The sequence below is a fragment of the Acinetobacter sp. ANC_7504 genome (assembly GCF_056779995.1).
This window is the reverse complement of record NZ_JBWYIZ010000006.1, coordinates 38,004-55,068: the sequence shown is the minus strand read 5'-3', so window position 1 is coordinate 55,068 and position 17,065 is coordinate 38,004. Positions and strand designations below refer to the sequence as shown.

The following is a 17,065-nucleotide window of genomic DNA, read 5'->3' as shown; positions in this document are numbered from 1 at the left end:
TCGTTAATTAAACCATGATTCACGTGCTTTCATGATCAATTGACCTGCTTTCTCAGCACCTAAACCTTCGATATCAGAGATATCATCAGTTGCCTGATCTGCTAAATCATCTACTGTGATTACACCGCGAGCCGCTAATGCATAAGCAAGCTCTGAACTCATTCCTTCCATCGCTAGAAGCTCTTCGCTCGGTTCTTGAATATTTTCTTGCTCTTTCAGTGCATCTGCTAATGCAACTTCTTTCGCACGGCTTTGTAAAAGCTCAACCGTTTCTGCATCTAATTCGATTTCATCAAATGTTTCAGCTGGAACGTAAGCAATCTCTTCAAGTGAAGTAAAGCCCATTTCTACCAATGCCATCGCAAGGTCTTCTTCAATATCAAGACGACCTACAAACATATCGAGATATTGCTGTGCTTCATTTTGTTGACGAGCACGGTACTCTTCTTCAAGCATCATATTGAGCTTGTAACCAGTTAACTCAGAAGCTAAACGTACGTTTTGACCTTGAGAACCAATTGCACGCGCCAATTGATCGCTTGTAGCAAAAATAATATCTGCTGTGCGTTCTTCTTCATCAATCACAATACCCGATACATCTGCTGGCTCTAAAGCACTTGCGATATATTGAGCTGGATCATCTGACCAAACTACAACATCAATACGCTCACCGTTCAATTCTTGCTGTACAGCTTGGATACGTGTTCCACGCATACCAATACATGCACCAACTGGATCAATACGATGATCGTTCGTTTTCACTGCAATTTTAGCACGAACACCCGGTTGACGTGCAGCAGCTTTAATTTCGATGATTTCTTCAGAAATTTCTGGAATTTCTTTTTTCATCAATGCCATTAACATTTCTGGCTTAGCACGAGAAAGTTGTAGCTGTGCACCACGACCTTCACGGTTTACGTTAAATAAAATCGCATTTACACGCTGTTTAGGACGTAAAATTTCTTTTGCGATCATTTCTTCACGTGCAAGATATGCTTCCGCATTCTCACCGAGGTCAATAATGAAACCATCTTTAGTTTGTTTCTTTACTTCACCGTAAATTAACTCACCAACTTTAGATTCATATGCATCTGCAATAAGCGCACGTTCAGCTTCACGAATTTTCTGAACAATAACTTGCTTCGCGATTTGAGCTGCAATACGACCAAATTCAATTGATTCTACTTCAAGCTCACGCACATCACCGATTGACCATTTCGCTGGGTCCACATCAGAAATCGCGTCTTGGCATGCAGGCATTTCATGATCTTCATCTGCTACTACAGTCCATTGACGGAAAGTACGGTATTCACCAGTCTTACGATCGATTTCAACGCGCAACTGTGCTTCTTCAGAATTTGTGCCTTCGTAGAATTTTTTCTTCGTTGCAGCAACTAGAGCTTGCTCGAGCGCTTCGAAAATCGCTTCACGACTAACACCTTTTTCATTACTAACCGTCTCAGCAACGGTAAGAATTTCACGGCCCATAAGTCACCTACTATTCAAATTCTTTTAGTTAAGATTAATTTAGTCTTGGTAGATCAAGTTGGCCTTATCGATATTGTGACTATCGATCTCGAGCACTTGTTGCTTTTCAACTTCAACTTGGATCATTTCATTTTCTACATCTACAGCAACCAGTTTCGCTTGGAATTTACGGCGGTTATCCACTGCAGAAATCAAACGTAAAGCAACTTGTTGACCAATATATGCTTGCATCTGTTCAAGTTTAAAGAAAGTGCGATCCCAACCTGGTGATGAAACTTCTAATGCATATTCACCAGAAATTGGATCATGAACATCGAGGATTGCACCAACTTGTTGGGTAACACGTACACAATCTTGCACACCCACACCACGACCAAGATCAATTTCACCGTCTTCGGAAATAACAGGTTCTTTGTTTGGATCTTCAGGCTTGTCAATGTAGATACGTACTAGCGAACGCTTACCCTGAGGTGTAAATTCTAAACCCCATAGTTCAACATCGCACGCCTCAACAGCGGGTGCGATCAGTTCATACAATGCTTGGGTTTTATTTGATAACTTCATTTACTCTCGTCATTTATGTGCGATTCAATCGGCCAACAGACCGACACAGACTAACTATAGTGATAGCATGATTATTTGACCAATTGATGTCCACACTACACGATAGATAACAAAAAAGGGCGCATTCGCCCCCATTATTGCACAGAAAAGCAATGCCCACTGTGCAAAAAGGCCCACCTAGTTGTGAGCCTCTTTAGAAACTTGGTAGCGGGAGCTGGATTTGAACCAACGACCTTCGGGTTATGAGCCCGACGAGCTACCAGACTGCTCCATCCCGCATCAACGTGCAAAATTATATCTAAATTTGAATCATTTTTCAATCAGAAAAACTTTCTAATTAGACTTGATTAAGTTGCACCTTAATCAAAAGTGGTAGCGGGAGCTGGATTTGAACCAACGACCTTCGGGTTATGAGCCCGACGAGCTACCAGACTGCTCCATCCCGCATCAACGTGCAAAAAGTATATCTCAACTCAAACTTTGTTTAAGTTGCCTATCTTAAGTTTGCATCTTAATTATAGGATTGATTGGTAGCGGGAGCTGGATTTGAACCAACGACCTTCGGGTTATGAGCCCGACGAGCTACCAGACTGCTCCATCCCGCATCAACAGATTTTGCCGCAAACACCAACTTAAACTTCTGGATTATAAGTTGGTGCGGAAGGGGGGACTTGAACCCCCACGCCCGAAAGCACTACCACCTCAAGGTAGCGTGTCTACCAATTCCACCACCACCGCAGCTGTGACGCATTCTAGTGGTTTCAATGAAAAATTGAAAGCGAAATATTCAATTATTCAGCTGGTTTTGGTGCAGTTGATGAAGTTTCAGGCGATTTTTGATCAACTTGCTCAGTTGAGTTAATCGTTTTCAAACCATAAGCATCTGTCGTTTGCTGCTTCGCAAAGTAAGCCAAGCTAATACTTGTGATAAAGAATAAAGCAGTAAGTATCCCGGTTAAACGAGTTAAGAAGTTACCAGAACCAGAAGCGCCGAATACAGTCGCTGCACCGCCACCGCCAAAAGACGCACCTGCATCTGCACCTTTACCATGCTGTACTAGAATTAAAATAATCATCAATAACGCTAAAATGATGTGTAGCACCAGTACAAAAGATTGCATGATGAACTCCTAATTATTTTGATTGGGCAAATGCTTGCGCAATTTGAACAAATGATTCTGCATTGAGTGATGCACCGCCTACGAGGGCACCATTGATATCAGGGCATGCTGCCAATTCAACAGCATTCTCAGGTTTTACACTACCACCATAAAGAATTGCTATGTTTTGACCTTCAGGTGTAATTTGACTCAATCCTTCACGAATTTTAGCATGCATTGCTTGTGCATCATCCGGGGAAGCTGTTTTACCAGTTCCAATTGCCCAAATTGGCTCGTAGGCGACGGTAATATGCACCCATTGCTCTGGATTCACAACACCTGCAATGTCACAAATTTGTTGTAACACCACTTGCTCAGCTTGCCCACTTTCACGCTGTTCAAGGCTTTCACCCACACAATAGATGATATGTAAGTTAGCAGCTAAAGCATTTTTTATTTTTTCATTAAGAATCGCAGGCGTGTCATTAAATATTTCACGACGTTCAGAATGTCCAATTAATACATAATCGACTTGGCTATCCTTTAAAAGATCTGCGCTAACTTCACCTGTAAATGCACCAGTACCCGCAATACGTGATACATCTTGAGCGACCACAAACACTTCATGAGCATCTGTTGCAAGTTCATTTTTTACTTGGAGTAAAGCCAATAAAGTTGGCGCAACACCAATTTTACAAACATCATGAGCGATTGAAGCTTGCTCAAGCTGTTGTTTCAAATCAGCTAAAAGCTGTTGCGTGTTAGCCTGCATTGGGTTCATTTTCCAATTGCCTACAACCCACGGAGTAATTGTCGAACCCGACATAGATCTAACCTTCTATCAAAAATGCGCACATTCTACACGGATTTTAAAAAATTAACGTAAAAATTCAATGGATACAGATTCAGCACCTAGAATTCTTTAAAAAAAGACAACATAAGACACAATACCCAACAGAATAAGTGAAAAAATTCAATTTTTTCATAGTTTTCGGATAATATTAATGATTTTAAGTATAGAATTTTCTACTTATAACCGTATAATTTTAATATTCGAATTATAAAATGAATTTAAGGCGTATTGGGGATGACTTTAGATCAAAGTGGGCCAAAATTTTCTGGGTTAAGTCGTCGTTTGGTTGATGAAGGCATTTTGACCTCCCAGCAAATGCAAAATGCTATTATTAATTCAAAAAAATCTCATCAAAAATTAGTACCTTACCTCGTTGAACATCTCAAAATACGAGCAAATACGATTGCTGAAATGGTTGCTCAAGAGTTTGGGGAGCCATTGTTCGATTTAGATGCATATAATGTTGAGTTACTACCCAAAGATATCGTTGCAGAAAATCTTGTTACAAAACATTTAATCTTACCTTTATATCAACGAGGTATATCTTTATTTGTAGCGACGAGTGATCCTACAGATATCGAAGCATTGGAAGCAATTCGATTTAATAGTAAATTAAACGTCGTTCCTATTACTGTAGAACATAATAAACTTGAAAAACTGATCGAAAAGCATTTTTCTGAAAATGAGAATTTCAATTTCGGTGATGAAGATCTTGACGTTAACGTGGTCGAGAACGATACACCGCAAAATAATAACGATGATGGTCCTTCAGGTGATGATTCCCCGATTGTTAAGTACATCAACAAGCTTTTGGTTGACGCCATTCGCATGGGTGCATCAGATTTACACTTCGAACCTTATGAAAAAACGTACCGAGTTCGATACCGCGTTGATGGTGTTTTAAGAACTATTGCAAATCCACCATTGCAACTCGCGAATCGATTAGCTTCACGCTTGAAAGTTATGTCTCAAATGGATATTTCAGAAAAGCGTATTCCTCAAGATGGCCGTATTAAGCTTAAATTATCTCGTACTAAAGCGATTGATTTTCGTGTTAACTCATTGCCAACCTTATTTGGTGAAAAAATCGTATTACGTATTTTGGATCCGTCTAGTGCAATGCTCGGTATTGATGCATTAGGTTATGAAGAAGATCAGAAAGCTTTATTCCTTGAGGCACTTGAGAAGCCTCAAGGCATGTTACTGATTACGGGTCCAACAGGTTCTGGTAAAACAGTATCGCTTTATACAGGATTGAATATTTTAAATACTGAAAATGCCAACATCTCTACAGCAGAAGATCCCGTAGAAATTAACTTAGAAGGCATTAATCAGGTCAACGTCAACTATAAAGTGGGCTTAAGCTTCTCAGTCGCATTGAAATCATTCCTGCGTCAAGATCCTGATATTATTATGGTCGGGGAGATTCGAGATCTCGAAACAGCTGAAATTGCAATTAAGGCAGCACAAACAGGCCACATGGTGATGTCTACACTTCATACCAATAGTGCTCCTGAAACCTTAACCCGGTTGCGCAATATGGGGGTTCCCTCTTTTAATATTGCAACTTCGGTGAATCTCGTCATTGCTCAACGACTTGCTAGACGACTGTGTGTACACTGTAAAGTACCTGCTGATATTCCTAAACCAAGTTTGTTAGAAATGGGATTCACAGAACAGGATTTAGCAGATCCAGATTTTAAAATTTATCAACCTGTCGGTTGTCCTGAGTGCCGTGATGGTTATAAAGGACGTGTCGGTATTTATGAAGTCATGAAAGTGACACCTGAAATTTCGAAGATTATTATGGATGATGGCAATGCATTAGAGATTGCAGCTGCATCTGAAAGACTGGGGTTTAAGAATCTTCGACGTTCAGGATTAATTAAGGTCATGAACGGACTTACTTCTTTACAAGAAGTGAATCGAGTGACCAGTGAATAATTAAAAATAAGGAAATCATTATGGCGGTGAAAAAAGCACAGATGATGCCAACGTTTGTATATGACGGCGTGGATCGCAAGGGAACCAAAGTTAAAGGTGAAATGCCTGCGCGTAATATTCAACTTGCAAAAGTCATGCTCCGCAAACAAGGCATTACGGTGCGTAGTATCCGCGAGAAGCGCAAGAATATTCTTGAAGGCTTAATGAAGAAGAAAGTGTCTACTTTGGACATCACCATCTTTACGCGTCAGCTTGCCACCATGATGAAAGCAGGTGTACCACTTGTTCAAAGCTTTGAAATTGTTGCAGAAGGCTTAGATAATCCTGCAATGCGTGAAGTGGTTTTGGGTATTAAAACTGAGGTCGAAGGTGGTAATACTTTTGCAGGTGCACTACGCAAATATCCTCAGCATTTTGATCAGTTATTCTGCTCATTGGTAGAATCAGGTGAGCAATCAGGTGCGCTTGAAACCATGCTCGATCGAGTCGCGATTTATAAAGAAAAAAGTGAAGTTCTCAAACAAAAAATTAAAAAAGCGATGAAGTATCCAATTGCTGTCATTGTTGTTGCAATTATTGTGACCATTATTTTGATGGTCAAAGTGGTTCCTGTCTTCTCTGAGATGTTTAGCTCATTTGGCGCAGACTTACCTGCGTTCACGCAACTCGTAGTGGCAATGTCTGAGTGGGTGCAAAAATATTGGTTTATTTTAATTATCGGTATCGCGCTGACCATTATCGGCTTTATTGAAGCCAAAAAACGTAGTCAAAAATTTGCGGATGCATTAGATCGCACGGCTTTAAGGCTGCCTATTTTTGGTGATTTGGTTTATAAAGCAATTATCGCACGTTATAGCCGTACACTTTCAACCACATTTGCTGCCGGCGTCCCTTTAATCGATGCACTCCAATCAACAGCTGGTGCAACGAATAACGTGGTATATGAGCAAGCAGTTATGCGTATTCGTGACGACGTTGCGACTGGTCAACAACTTCATTTCGCTATGCGCTCGACCAATTTATTCCCATCTATGGCTGTGCAAATGGTAGCGATTGGTGAAGAATCGGGTTCACTCGATGCTATGCTAGATAAGGTTGCAACCCATTATGAAAGTGAAGTCGACAATGCTGTCGATGGCTTAACCTCCATGATGGAGCCTTTGATTATGGCCATTCTAGGTGTCTTGGTCGGCGGTTTAGTCATCGCAATGTATCTTCCAATCTTCCAAATGGGTTCTGTGGTGTAATGAACGAAATAATTGCGTATTTAATTCAATCGCCTACAGCACTCTATTTAACTGTAGGAATCATCAGCTTATGTGTCGGCAGTTTTTTAAATGTTGTCATTTACCGCACACCTAAAATGATGGAGCAAGAATGGCGTCAAGACTGTCAGATGTTTTTACATCCCGACCAAGCCATAATTGATGAAGATAAGCTCACGCTAAGTAAACCTGCATCGACCTGCCCAAAATGTAAAACACCTATTCGTTGGTATCAAAATATCCCCGTGATAAGTTGGTTATTTTTGCGTGGAAAATGTGGTGAATGTGAAAATCCGATCAGCATTCGTTATCCACTGGTAGAAGTTTTGACTGCTGTTTGCTCATTAATGGTCGTCGCGGTATTTGGTCCAAGCCTACAAATGCTTTTTGGCTTAATTTTAACGTGGACACTGATCGCACTCACATTCATCGACTTCGATACACAACTTTTACCCGATCGATATACTCTCCCCTTGGCTGCACTTGGTTTAGCGGTAAATAGCTATGCACTCTACACCTCACCTACCTCCGCAATTTGGGGATATTTGATTGGTTTCCTCTGTTTATGGGTGGTGTACTATTTATTTAAAATCGTGACAGGCAAAGAAGGAATGGGATATGGCGACTTCAAATTACTGGCCGCGCTTGGTGCATGGATGGGTCCATTTTTATTACCGCTCATTGTCCTACTTTCATCCTTAGTCGGTGCAATCATCGGCATCATTTTGATGAAAGTCAAAAAAGAAAATCAGCCCTTTGCTTTTGGACCTTATATTGCGATTGCTGGATGGATTGCATTCTTATGGGGTAACGAAATTATGAAGGTTTATTTAGGGGGTTAAGCTAAAATAAGCCCCATTATGATAATTACAAGGTTTTTTTACATGCGCTTTATTTTGGGCTTAACAGGTGGTATTGGTAGTGGAAAAACTGCTGCAAGTCAGTGGTTTGAAAAACAAAGGATTACCGTTGTTGATGCAGATATCGTGGCACGTGAAGTGGTTGAAATTGGAAAACCTGCACTACAAAAAATTAAAGATCATTTTGGGGATTGGGTGCTATTGGAAGATGGCGCACTCGACCGCAGAGCGTTAAGAGACCATATTTTTAAACATCCTGAAGCTAGAAAGATATTAGAAAATATTACGCATCCTGCAATTCGCCTATCGATTATTGAACAACTACAACGGGCGACCAGTCCTTATGCCATTTTAGTTTCCCCACTCTTGTTTGAAACCAATCAACACCAACTTACTCAACGTACTTTACTGATCGATGCATCAACAGAATTACAAATCTTGCGTGCTTCGCAACGTGATCATCAAGACATTGAGCAAATTAAAAAGATAATGAGTGCGCAAATGTCTCGTGAAGAAAAATTAAAACGTGCAGACGATGTTGTTATAAATGATGGTGAGCTTGATCATCTCTATCAACAACTCGCTGTAAAACACCAATATTATCTTAGTCTTGCACAACAAGCTTAGATTAAAAAAAAGCAGTCTAAGAAGACTGCTTTTTTTGTTGCTCAAGTTTTTGGCTTAGTGCATCTTGGCGACCCAGCCATCGCCATGGTTGTAATGCGCCTATCGCCATACCCAACAACCCAAATAACATTGCAATACTTAAAGGTTCATTTAACAAAGGCACTGCCAAAATTGCAGCTAAAAAAGGCGCTAAATTGGTAATGCTCCCTGCTTTAAAAGCCCCGAGTCTTTTAATCGCTTCCACATAAGTTAATGTTGCAATAATGACCACGAATATGCCATGAAATATTGTTTGAAACAGTAAATGCTGAGGCTCAGGAGTACTAAGATTTTTAGGTAAAAATAACACGTAAATGGGTACATAAATCACGGCTGACCAGATGGCAACTCCACACATCGCCTGCCATGCACTCAGTTGGAATTTACGCAGTAATACGGTAAATATTGCCCAAAAAATGGCGCTCAAGAAGAATAATCCATCACCAGCACCAAAAGGAATGCCTGATTCACGATACATCAGGAGACTCATAATACCGAGCACGGTGATCATAATGATCAAACTTGCCCATGTATGACGATCAAAAGCCTGCTTCATCAATATAAAAGCCACAATGGCAGTACAAATAGGAATACAACCATTGAGAAAAATTGCAGCATGCGCAGTCGGTGCATAGTGAAATGCGCTATAAGCCAACAAACAATAGATCACACCACCAATCATTGCCAAGATAAATGGTTCTTTTTTAAGTAAAAAAGAGGCTTCTCTACGATAAAGTAGAATCGGCATTAAGATCAAAAAAGCCAGTGAAAAACGCAGTGCCACAATGTCCCACGTATTGATATGCCATAGCGCATTTAATCGTGCAGTGAGGGTAAATCCCCCCCAGATGCACATGGTAGTAATAAGAAAAAAATAGCCTTGGGCTCGATCTGAAAGTGCCATCTCTAATTAGGCTTGACGTTGTCTACAAGCTTCGTAAAGTGCCATGCCTGTCGCCACACTCACATTCAAACTTTGTAAATTGCCACTCATTGGAATATAAACTTTATGATCACATTGCGCCTGTGTAATCGGTCTTAAACCAGTATCTTCAGCACCCATAATCACTGCAACAGGACCAGTCAAATCACATTCGTGAATAGGTAGAGCATGCTCATCTAACATCGTGCCAATCACTCGTACATTAAAATCATCTTTGATTTTGGCTAAAGTACGAGCCAAATTCGTCACTTGGATAAATTTAACTTTCTCTGCACCACCAGCAGCAACCTTACGAGCCGTTGGTGTTAAGCTCGCAGAACGATCACGAGGAACAACAACCGCGTGTACGCCCATGGCTGCCGCAGTTCGAATACACGCACCCAAATTATGCGGGTCCGTCACTTGGTCAAGCGCCAGTAAAAAAACATTGTCTGTACTTTTGATTAATTGCTCAAGATCATTTTCATTCAGCGTTGGATGAGGACGAACTGCAGCAACGACACCTTGATGAAAAGGTTGTCCAGCCAGTTTTTCAAGGCTGTCTCGGCTCGCTTTTTGAATACTAATTCCGAAAGGTTCAGCCAACTCAAAAATACGTTTTAAACGTTGATCTTCACGACCTTTTAGTGCAAATAGAGTCAAAACGCGTTCAGGTTCTAACTCCAACAATGACTCCACAGAATGAACGCCATAATAATATTCGGGTTTAGCCATGAACGACCTCAACTCACTAAGACAATACAATAATATAGAAAAGAAAAATCCCGCAAAGCCAACTTTACAGGATTTTATATAGCGAATAGTTTAACCGATTTGACCATTGAATGTTGGTCAAATTTTTTTTGGGTAATTAGCCTTCGAAATGACAAACGTAGTCTAATACGTCATCTGTTTCGATTTTGAAACGGCTCTCACCAGGCACGTAAAACGACTGCCCTGCACGGAAAAGCTCATGTTCTTCATTGTCTGCAATTGTGACACGACATTCACCAGAAATAATTTCCATACGCTCTGGTACATGTGTTTCAAAAATAAGCGGTTGTTCCGTCGGTAGAATAACCCCAAGTGTTTTTTTCGTACCGTCTTCAAATTGAACAGTGTGGCTAATACACGTCCCGCCAAAATAAACATTTGATTTTTTTACGACAGATACATGATCAAATTGTGATGACATGCGTATTCTCCAAATAATGCGCATTTTATAAATTTTAATTGCCGTAGTTTAATTGCGCTCGAGCAACTAATCAATCAGTGTTTTGCAATGGTTTTTATAAGCAACTTTTGTTCCCTAATGATGAAATTTAAAGATTTTTTTGATTTCTTCTATATATCTTTTGTACACAGGTAAAAGAATATATTCAGTCACTAGTAATCAACCTAATTTCAGTTAAAATGCAAACTAAAAGTTCTCATATTCAAATGTCGTGACTTGAGACTAAAACAAAATTTCTCTATCTTAGAATCCACACTTTCGCAGCTCGGATGCGTTTATGCTGACACACCTTAATCTGATCAACTTTGCTTTAGCCGATAACTTAGCCATTGATATTGATCAAGGTTTCAATGTTCTTACGGGTGAAACTGGTGCAGGTAAATCTTTATTACTCGATGCATTATCAGCGTGTTTAGGCGAGCGTACTGATACGAATTACGTTCGTTATGGTTCAGATAAGGCTGATGTTACAGCCGTATTTAGTTATCAAGATCAAAGTCCTGAAGCTGAATGGTTAAGCACTCATGAGCTGGCAGATGAATCGGGTGAAATTCATCTAAGACGGGTAATATTTGCTACAGGTCGTAGTAAAGCTTGGATCAATGGACGTCCAAGTAGTCTGTCAGAATTAAAGGAAATAGGCAGACTCTTAGTCCAACTTTACAGCCAGCATAGTCAGCAACAACTGTTAGAACCGCCCTATCCAAAACATTGGTTAGATCGTTACAGCAACTTTGGTCAACATACGCTTGCTGTCAAAGACAGTTATAACACATGGCAAAAAAATATCCGACAGCATCAAGCTGCGCTTGATGCACAGACCACCCGCCTTCAACGCATTGAGACACTTAATCTTCAATTAGAAGAATTAGAAGAAGTGGTTCGACTTGACTATAAAGAAATTGAACAAGAGTTCGATCGCTTAAGTCATCATGAACACATCATGCAAGATTGTAGTTATGCAATCAACGTTTTAGATGAGTCTGATCAAAATATCACTCAGGAAATTTCAAGTATTATTCGCAAGCTTGAATCTCATGCAGGTCGTAGTGATTTACTCTCTGAAATTTATAACTCATTATTAAATGCGCAAAGTGAACTCGATGATGCCAGTGCGAATTTAAAACAATTCATTGACCGTCAGAGTTTTGATCCTGAACGAATGGAAGAGTTAAACACACAACTGGAAATATTCCATCGTTTAGCGCGCAAATATCGAGTACAACCCGAAGATTTAAAATCAGAATACGAACATTGGCAGGCAGAGCTAGAACAATTACATCAGCTTGAAGATCCAGAGACTTTGGCTGAACAAGTTGAAATTTCACATCAACAGTTTATAGAGAAAGCTCAATATCTGGATGATATCCGTCGTAAAGCAGCAGAACCCTTAGCCAAACTCTTAACAGAACAAGTCAAGCAACTGGCTTTACCAGAAGCTCATTTTGAATTCCGTTTTGATCCTCTGGAGCAACCTTCATCTGAAGGGTTTAGTTTTATTCAATTATTGTTCACAGCAAACAAAGGGATTCCACCTCAACCACTTGCGAAGGTTGCGTCTGGTGGTGAATTGTCACGTATTGCATTGGTCATGCAAGTCATGAATGCAGAAAAAACTGAAGCTGAAGTACTCGTTTTTGACGAAATTGATGTGGGCATCAGCGGTGGAACAGCTGAAATTGTCGGTCGCTTATTGGCTGGATTAGGTCAACATGTTCAAATTCTATGTATTACACATCAAGCCCAAGTTGCAGCGCAATCGGACCAACATTTGTTAGTGAAAAAACTGCAAACAGACCCTGCTAGCAGCACTATCGTTGAGCTTGATGAAGATCAACGGATATTAGAGCTTGCTCGCATGACTGGTGGTGTCGAAATTAGCGAGACCACCCTTCAACATGCAAAACAATTAAGGCAATTAAAGTTTCAGACCAGCACATCTTGATTATTTTAAAAGGATTGTTGAAAACCCATAAGTCTAGTATGTTGAAGTAAAGTGATACTCAAACATAGGAGAAGCCATTAGGTGAGTAAACAATTTCTAACGCACCGTTGCCTGATTGCCCCACCTGATTTAGCAGATGATTTCTTCGCAAATAGTGTGGTCTATATTGCTCGTCATGATCATGAAGGTGCGCAGGGAATTATGATCAATCGTCCAGCTGGGATTCAGGTTAAAGAACTCTTAACAGATCTTGATATCGTTGCAGATCATGTTCACCCACATGATGTCTTACAAGGTGGTCCTTTACGACCAGAAGCGGGTTTTGTACTTCATACGGGTCAACCTACTTGGCATGCGTCCATCGCTGTAGGTGAAAATCTCTGTTTAACAACTTCAAAGGATATTCTTGATGCAATCGCACACAATGAAGGTGTTGGTCGCTATCAAATTGCTTTAGGCTATGCAAGTTGGAGTAAAAACCAGTTGGAGCAAGAAATCGCTCGAGGTGACTGGCTCATTTGTGACTCTGATATGGATTTGATTTTTAACTTACCCTATGACGATCGCTGGGACGCTGCCTATAGAAAAATGGGGGTCGATCGTACATGGCTTTCATCTGAGATTGGACATGCCTGATTCAACTACCGCTCAACTCATTATGGCCTTTGACTTTGGCACACAAAAAACAGGAATGGCTGTAGGATCGTCCATTATTGAAAGTGCTACGCCACTTTCACTTTTACCGATGAAAGATGGCATTCCCAATTGGGATGATCTACTCAAAATTGTAAAACAGCATTCTCCAAATCTGTTTTTAGTCGGGCTACCACTGAATATGGATGATAGCGAATCGGAACTATCAACACGAGCACGTAAATTTGCTCGTCGTTTAAGACACCAAACCAATATAGAAACATGGATGGTGGATGAGCGATTAACAACTCGCGAAGCGCGTGATGAACTCGATCATTATCAGGCGCAAGGGCGTGGAAAAAAGTTGTCCGCAGACAGCTTGGCAGCTGCTTTATTTATTGAAAGTTGGTATCGTAATCCTCAAGGTATTCAACCTTAATAGAATACTTATCATTTCATCTAGGATAAAAATAGCGAAAGGTTAAATTGATTCTAGGCTCTAATACTTTGGTTGATTTCGCTAAAGTGTGTTTCCAAAAACGCTGTGTTTGACCTTTCATCACAATCAACTGTCCTGATTGTAGATACATTTCCGCATTATGAATTTTATCACGATGTTTAAATCTAAATTTTCGGGTTGCGCCGAGACTCAGTGAGGCAATGACGGTCTCGCCATGTTCAGGATCTCTTAATGCAGCCTCATCATCACTGTGCCATCCTAAACCTTGAGTTCCATCTTCGTACAAATTGGCCAAACAAGAATTAAATTGAACTCCTGTTATAAGTTCAATTTTTTGCTTGAGTGCTAATAATTTCAAATCCCAAATCTGTGCTTGTTTATCCATTCCTGAATAGTGATATTGATAGTTTTGGTCACCATACCATACGACTTTACGACCCGTCTTAAAATATTGGCCGTATAAAATCACTTCATCCTGTTTCCAAGCCAAACCTTCTAAAAAATAATCGAAATAATCCTGTGATTCAGCATAAGTAAGTATAAGGCCGTAATCTTCTACAATCCCATCACAAGGTAGGAGGTTTGAATTGGGTTCGGGTGCAAACAGCTCGAAGTTCATAACCAATTTGCCATGAAAATATAACCGTATATTAGCTGAATATTTTAACTGACAAATTGAAACATTGTGAACGCTTGTGACACTGGACAATCAAGCTTAGACTGGCATAAATCTAGACAATAAAAACAATCGCTTATGAATTTATGGCAACTTTTTCTAAAACTTAAACCTTTCGTTCGACCTTATCGCTTTTTAGTGATTGCCACTCTCTTTCTTACACTCATCGGCTCTTTCACAGCTCAAGTGAATGCACTCACTTTGCAGTATGCGGTTGATGAAATTAATGCGCTGGTTGAAAATGGTTTTGGCTTAGCTGAAGGCTGGAATATCCTGATTACCATTACAGCGATATTATTGGGTAAAGAAGTGATTAATGCTTTTGTGCAATTCGGACAAAAGTTTTATGGTGAAAAACTTAGAATTTTTATTTCACAAGATTTAGCACAAGGCATCATTGAAAAATTTCTGACCTATAGATTAGCTTTTTTCAACGAAGAGAATAATCAGGCGGGCAAATTACAAACACGAATCGATCGTGGTATTGGCTCTCTGACTCGTCTAGTTCAAATATTCTTTATTGACATTTTGCCGTTATTTACCAGTGCGATCGTGGCTTTAGGATTAATGTACTACGCCAACTTTTATGTTGGCTTGGTGGCGACCACTATCGTTCCAATCTACTTCTGGTTAACTTATAAACAAGCACAAAAACTCGGAGGCTGGCGTCGAAATTTACGTGATGGTCGAGAAAAGAAAAGCCAAGGTATCCTCGGAATTATTAATTCAATTACGGTTATCAAATCTTTCAACCGCGAGTCAATAGAATCAACCAAACAACTCAAACTACAAAAAGAACTCACAGATAATCAAATGCAAACCCGTCAAGTCAGCTTTTTATTTGATGGGTTAAAAACCTTTATTGAACAAATAGGTATTGTTTTAATCATCATCCTAACTGCGTATTTTGTGCTTGATGGTCAGATGAGCATCGGTATGATCATGTTTCATGTGCTCTTGTTCAATAATGTATCCGCGCCAATTCGCTCCTTACATCGTATATATGATGAAGTGAATGATGCCATGATCTATTCGGAAAGCTTCTTTAAAATTTTAGAAGCAGATGATCAAATTGAACCTACAGGTCAACTCAAACCGCAAATTCAAGGAAAATTTACGCTGAAAAATGTTGAATTCTTTTATCCAAACGGTCATCACGCACTAAAGAATATCAATATGGAGATTCGACCCAATAAAATTACTGCATTAGTTGGCTTATCAGGTGCGGGAAAATCAACCTTAATCAGTCTTTTAGATAAATTTTATGAACCTAATCAGGGGTGTATCGAACTCGATGGCATCGATCTCAATCAAATTGATACACAATATTTGAGAGATCATATTGGATTAGTCCTACAAAAAAATCATATTTTCCAAGGGACTATTCTTGAAAATATTCGCTATGGTAAAACAGATGCTACTGAAGAAGACGTGATCATTGCTGCTAAAAAAGCATCCATTCATGAGCAAATTTTACAACTTCCAGATGGCTATCATTCCGATGCATTGCAACTCTCTGGAGGACAACAACAGCGTATTGCGATTGCTCGTATGTTCTTGAAAAATCCACCGATTATCTTTTTAGATGAACCGACAGCGAGTTTGGATGCCATTGCTTCGGAACAAATTAAACAAAGCCTTGATGAGATTAAACAAGGACGTACTGTCATTATTATCTCGCACAGCCTGTCGCAAATTATTGATGCGGATTACACCTATGTCATGAAAGAAGGCGAAATTGCCGAGCATGGAGAACATGATGCTCTTTACCATCAAGACGGTGTATATAAACAAATTTTTGATGCGATGGCTAAAAGTTTGAATATCGAAAAAATTGCAAAAACTTTTGAAGACGATGGGGATGAGGAAACCCATAGTTAAAGTTTAATCTAGGTAACCTTGGCATTGAAGCAGTTGAATCAATACACAGTCATCTGCTTCATATAGCTGACTTAACTTCGTGTAAGGATCACCATCGAGCGCTAATATTTGTGCAAATGCAGGTTCAGTTTTTATATCTTTTTGCTTAAGGCGAATGATTTCCTGTTTAAATTGGTCATTTGCCAAATCTAATATTCTATGTTCAACGTAGAAGTGCTGGAATCCCGCCTGCTGATCAATTGGTGTTGTAGAACAAAATATCTCAATTGACCAAGCACAATATTCAAATCGGTAAATCCAAGTATCACGTTCAAAATAACTTCGCTCAATGCACCATGCCTTAAATGTTTGAAATAATTTTAGTGTTTCAATCAAATGATTCTCTTGCTCAATCGGATAACTACAAATGAGGTCGATATCACTTTGTGCTGTTGCAATTCCTAAAGGTGGCGTACCGACCACTGTAACTTGATACCACTTGAGTATTTCCATAAGGTTTAAGTCATCAATGACTTTTTGAAAGTGTATTTTTTTCATTGTTATTTTTAATCTCTAAGATGATTCAACTTTAAAG

17 protein-coding genes and 4 tRNA genes are annotated in these 17,065 nt (G+C 39.7%); 8 read left to right on the top strand and 13 right to left on the bottom strand.

Annotated elements, in window-relative coordinates; all coding sequences use genetic code 11:
- Positions 1 to 3 precede the first annotated feature (3 nt).
- The 8 genes from nusA to tpiA form a co-directional block, all read right to left on the bottom strand.
- Positions 4 to 1,488, bottom strand: a complete 1,485-nt coding sequence (gene nusA / locus AC1M9F_RS08160; protein ID WP_035266021.1) for a transcription termination factor NusA — start codon at positions 1,486 to 1,488, stop codon at positions 4 to 6.
- Between the two features lie 39 nt (positions 1,489 to 1,527).
- Positions 1,528 to 2,052, bottom strand: a complete 525-nt coding sequence (gene rimP, locus AC1M9F_RS08155; RefSeq protein ID WP_035266019.1) for a ribosome maturation factor RimP — start codon at positions 2,050 to 2,052, stop codon at positions 1,528 to 1,530.
- A gap of 202 nt (positions 2,053 to 2,254) precedes the next feature.
- Positions 2,255 to 2,331, bottom strand: a tRNA-Met gene (locus AC1M9F_RS08150).
- Between the two features lie 91 nt (positions 2,332 to 2,422).
- A tRNA-Met gene (locus AC1M9F_RS08145) sits at positions 2,423 to 2,499 on the bottom strand.
- An 81-nt stretch (positions 2,500 to 2,580) separates the two neighbouring features.
- Positions 2,581 to 2,657 (bottom strand) — tRNA-Met (locus AC1M9F_RS08140).
- 48 nt (positions 2,658 to 2,705) lie between these two features.
- Positions 2,706 to 2,790 (bottom strand) — tRNA-Leu (locus AC1M9F_RS08135).
- Between the two features lie 53 nt (positions 2,791 to 2,843).
- On the bottom strand, positions 2,844 to 3,173 hold the full coding sequence (gene secG, locus AC1M9F_RS08130; RefSeq protein ID WP_481597510.1) for a preprotein translocase subunit SecG: 330 nt from the start codon (positions 3,171 to 3,173) through the stop codon (positions 2,844 to 2,846).
- A 13-nt stretch (positions 3,174 to 3,186) separates the two neighbouring features.
- Positions 3,187 to 3,978 carry a triose-phosphate isomerase gene (gene tpiA / locus AC1M9F_RS08125; protein ID WP_035266016.1) on the bottom strand — a complete coding sequence of 264 codons (792 nt, stop codon included), beginning with the start codon at positions 3,976 to 3,978 and terminating at the stop codon, positions 3,187 to 3,189.
- A 261-nt stretch (positions 3,979 to 4,239) separates the two neighbouring features.
- On the opposite strand from tpiA, the gene pilB reads away from it, so the two are divergent.
- The 4 genes from pilB to coaE are packed head-to-tail and all read left to right on the top strand — an operon-like array spanning position 4,240 to position 8,701.
- Positions 4,240 to 5,949: a type IV-A pilus assembly ATPase PilB gene (gene pilB / locus AC1M9F_RS08120; protein WP_035266015.1), complete on the top strand. Its 1,710-nt coding sequence runs from the start codon at positions 4,240 to 4,242 to the stop codon at positions 5,947 to 5,949.
- A 20-nt stretch (positions 5,950 to 5,969) separates the two neighbouring features.
- Positions 5,970 to 7,196: a type II secretion system F family protein gene (locus tag AC1M9F_RS08115; protein ID WP_035266014.1), complete on the top strand. Its 1,227-nt coding sequence runs from the start codon at positions 5,970 to 5,972 to the stop codon at positions 7,194 to 7,196.
- Entirely contained in the window at positions 7,196 to 8,056 is an 861-nt protein-coding gene (locus AC1M9F_RS08110; protein ID WP_481597509.1) for a prepilin peptidase, read from the top strand. Before AC1M9F_RS08115 ends, AC1M9F_RS08110 begins: the two co-directional genes overlap by 1 nt.
- A gap of 42 nt (positions 8,057 to 8,098) precedes the next feature.
- On the top strand, positions 8,099 to 8,701 hold the full coding sequence (gene coaE / locus AC1M9F_RS08105) for a dephospho-CoA kinase (protein ID WP_481597508.1): 603 nt from the start codon (positions 8,099 to 8,101) through the stop codon (positions 8,699 to 8,701).
- 16 nt (positions 8,702 to 8,717) lie between these two features.
- Here the strand turns inward: coaE and AC1M9F_RS08100 are convergent, their stop codons facing one another.
- From AC1M9F_RS08100 to ppnP, 3 genes are all read right to left on the bottom strand, one after another.
- Entirely contained in the window at positions 8,718 to 9,644 is a 927-nt protein-coding gene (locus AC1M9F_RS08100; RefSeq protein ID WP_481597507.1) for a DMT family transporter, read from the bottom strand.
- Positions 9,645 to 9,650: 6 nt separating this feature from the next.
- Positions 9,651 to 10,397, bottom strand: a complete 747-nt coding sequence (gene rlmB / locus AC1M9F_RS08095; RefSeq protein ID WP_035266007.1) for a 23S rRNA (guanosine(2251)-2'-O)-methyltransferase RlmB — start codon at positions 10,395 to 10,397, stop codon at positions 9,651 to 9,653.
- A gap of 136 nt (positions 10,398 to 10,533) precedes the next feature.
- On the bottom strand, positions 10,534 to 10,857 hold the full coding sequence (gene ppnP / locus AC1M9F_RS08090) for a pyrimidine/purine nucleoside phosphorylase (RefSeq protein ID WP_035266006.1): 324 nt from the start codon (positions 10,855 to 10,857) through the stop codon (positions 10,534 to 10,536).
- A 316-nt stretch (positions 10,858 to 11,173) separates the two neighbouring features.
- Between ppnP and recN the strand changes: the two genes are divergently transcribed.
- From recN to ruvX, 3 genes are all read left to right on the top strand, one after another.
- Positions 11,174 to 12,841, top strand: coding sequence for a DNA repair protein RecN (gene recN, locus AC1M9F_RS08085; protein ID WP_035266004.1), 1,668 nt, complete (start codon positions 11,174 to 11,176; stop codon positions 12,839 to 12,841).
- An 81-nt stretch (positions 12,842 to 12,922) separates the two neighbouring features.
- On the top strand, positions 12,923 to 13,477 hold the full coding sequence (locus AC1M9F_RS08080; protein WP_035266003.1) for a YqgE/AlgH family protein: 555 nt from the start codon (positions 12,923 to 12,925) through the stop codon (positions 13,475 to 13,477).
- Complete coding sequence (gene ruvX, locus AC1M9F_RS08075) at positions 13,470 to 13,913, top strand: Holliday junction resolvase RuvX (RefSeq protein ID WP_035266001.1); 444 nt, start codon at positions 13,470 to 13,472, stop codon at positions 13,911 to 13,913. The genes AC1M9F_RS08080 and ruvX overlap by 8 nt, the downstream gene beginning before the upstream one ends.
- A 16-nt stretch (positions 13,914 to 13,929) precedes the next feature.
- Here ruvX and AC1M9F_RS08070 read toward each other — a convergent pair whose 3' ends face one another.
- Positions 13,930 to 14,553, bottom strand: coding sequence for an alpha-ketoglutarate-dependent dioxygenase AlkB family protein (locus tag AC1M9F_RS08070; RefSeq protein WP_481597506.1), 624 nt, complete (start codon positions 14,551 to 14,553; stop codon positions 13,930 to 13,932).
- A gap of 135 nt (positions 14,554 to 14,688) precedes the next feature.
- Between AC1M9F_RS08070 and AC1M9F_RS08065 the strand changes: the two genes are divergently transcribed.
- On the top strand, positions 14,689 to 16,491 hold the full coding sequence (locus AC1M9F_RS08065; protein ID WP_481588591.1) for an ABC transporter ATP-binding protein: 1,803 nt from the start codon (positions 14,689 to 14,691) through the stop codon (positions 16,489 to 16,491).
- Between the two features lie 3 nt (positions 16,492 to 16,494).
- On the opposite strand, the gene AC1M9F_RS08060 is transcribed toward AC1M9F_RS08065, so the two are convergent.
- A complete protein-coding gene (locus AC1M9F_RS08060) occupies positions 16,495 to 17,028 on the bottom strand; it encodes a DUF4269 domain-containing protein (protein WP_481597505.1) in 534 nt (177 codons plus the stop codon).
- Between the last annotated feature and the right edge of the window lie 37 nt (positions 17,029 to 17,065).

Coding starts and splice junctions, on each gene's coding strand:
- AC1M9F_RS08060 (WP_481597505.1), bottom strand. CDS start 17,028: ATGAAAAAAATACACTTTCAAAAAGTCATTGATGACTTAAACCTTATG.
- AC1M9F_RS08070 (WP_481597506.1), bottom strand. CDS start 14,553: ATGAACTTCGAGCTGTTTGCACCCGAACCCAATTCAAACCTCCTACCT.
- ruvX (WP_035266001.1), top strand. CDS start 13,470: ATGCCTGATTCAACTACCGCTCAACTCATTATGGCCTTTGACTTTGGC.
- AC1M9F_RS08110 (WP_481597509.1), top strand. CDS start 7,196: ATGAACGAAATAATTGCGTATTTAATTCAATCGCCTACAGCACTCTAT.
- AC1M9F_RS08115 (WP_035266014.1), top strand. CDS start 5,970: ATGGCGGTGAAAAAAGCACAGATGATGCCAACGTTTGTATATGACGGC.
- pilB (WP_035266015.1), top strand. CDS start 4,240: ATGACTTTAGATCAAAGTGGGCCAAAATTTTCTGGGTTAAGTCGTCGT.
- recN (WP_035266004.1), top strand. CDS start 11,174: ATGCTGACACACCTTAATCTGATCAACTTTGCTTTAGCCGATAACTTA.
- nusA (WP_035266021.1), bottom strand. CDS start 1,488: ATGGGCCGTGAAATTCTTACCGTTGCTGAGACGGTTAGTAATGAAAAA.
- secG (WP_481597510.1), bottom strand. CDS start 3,173: ATGCAATCTTTTGTACTGGTGCTACACATCATTTTAGCGTTATTGATG.
- AC1M9F_RS08065 (WP_481588591.1), top strand. CDS start 14,689: ATGAATTTATGGCAACTTTTTCTAAAACTTAAACCTTTCGTTCGACCT.
- rlmB (WP_035266007.1), bottom strand. CDS start 10,397: ATGGCTAAACCCGAATATTATTATGGCGTTCATTCTGTGGAGTCATTG.
- ppnP (WP_035266006.1), bottom strand. CDS start 10,857: ATGTCATCACAATTTGATCATGTATCTGTCGTAAAAAAATCAAATGTT.
- tpiA (WP_035266016.1), bottom strand. CDS start 3,978: ATGTCGGGTTCGACAATTACTCCGTGGGTTGTAGGCAATTGGAAAATG.
- rimP (WP_035266019.1), bottom strand. CDS start 2,052: ATGAAGTTATCAAATAAAACCCAAGCATTGTATGAACTGATCGCACCC.
- AC1M9F_RS08100 (WP_481597507.1), bottom strand. CDS start 9,644: ATGGCACTTTCAGATCGAGCCCAAGGCTATTTTTTTCTTATTACTACC.
- coaE (WP_481597508.1), top strand. CDS start 8,099: ATGCGCTTTATTTTGGGCTTAACAGGTGGTATTGGTAGTGGAAAAACT.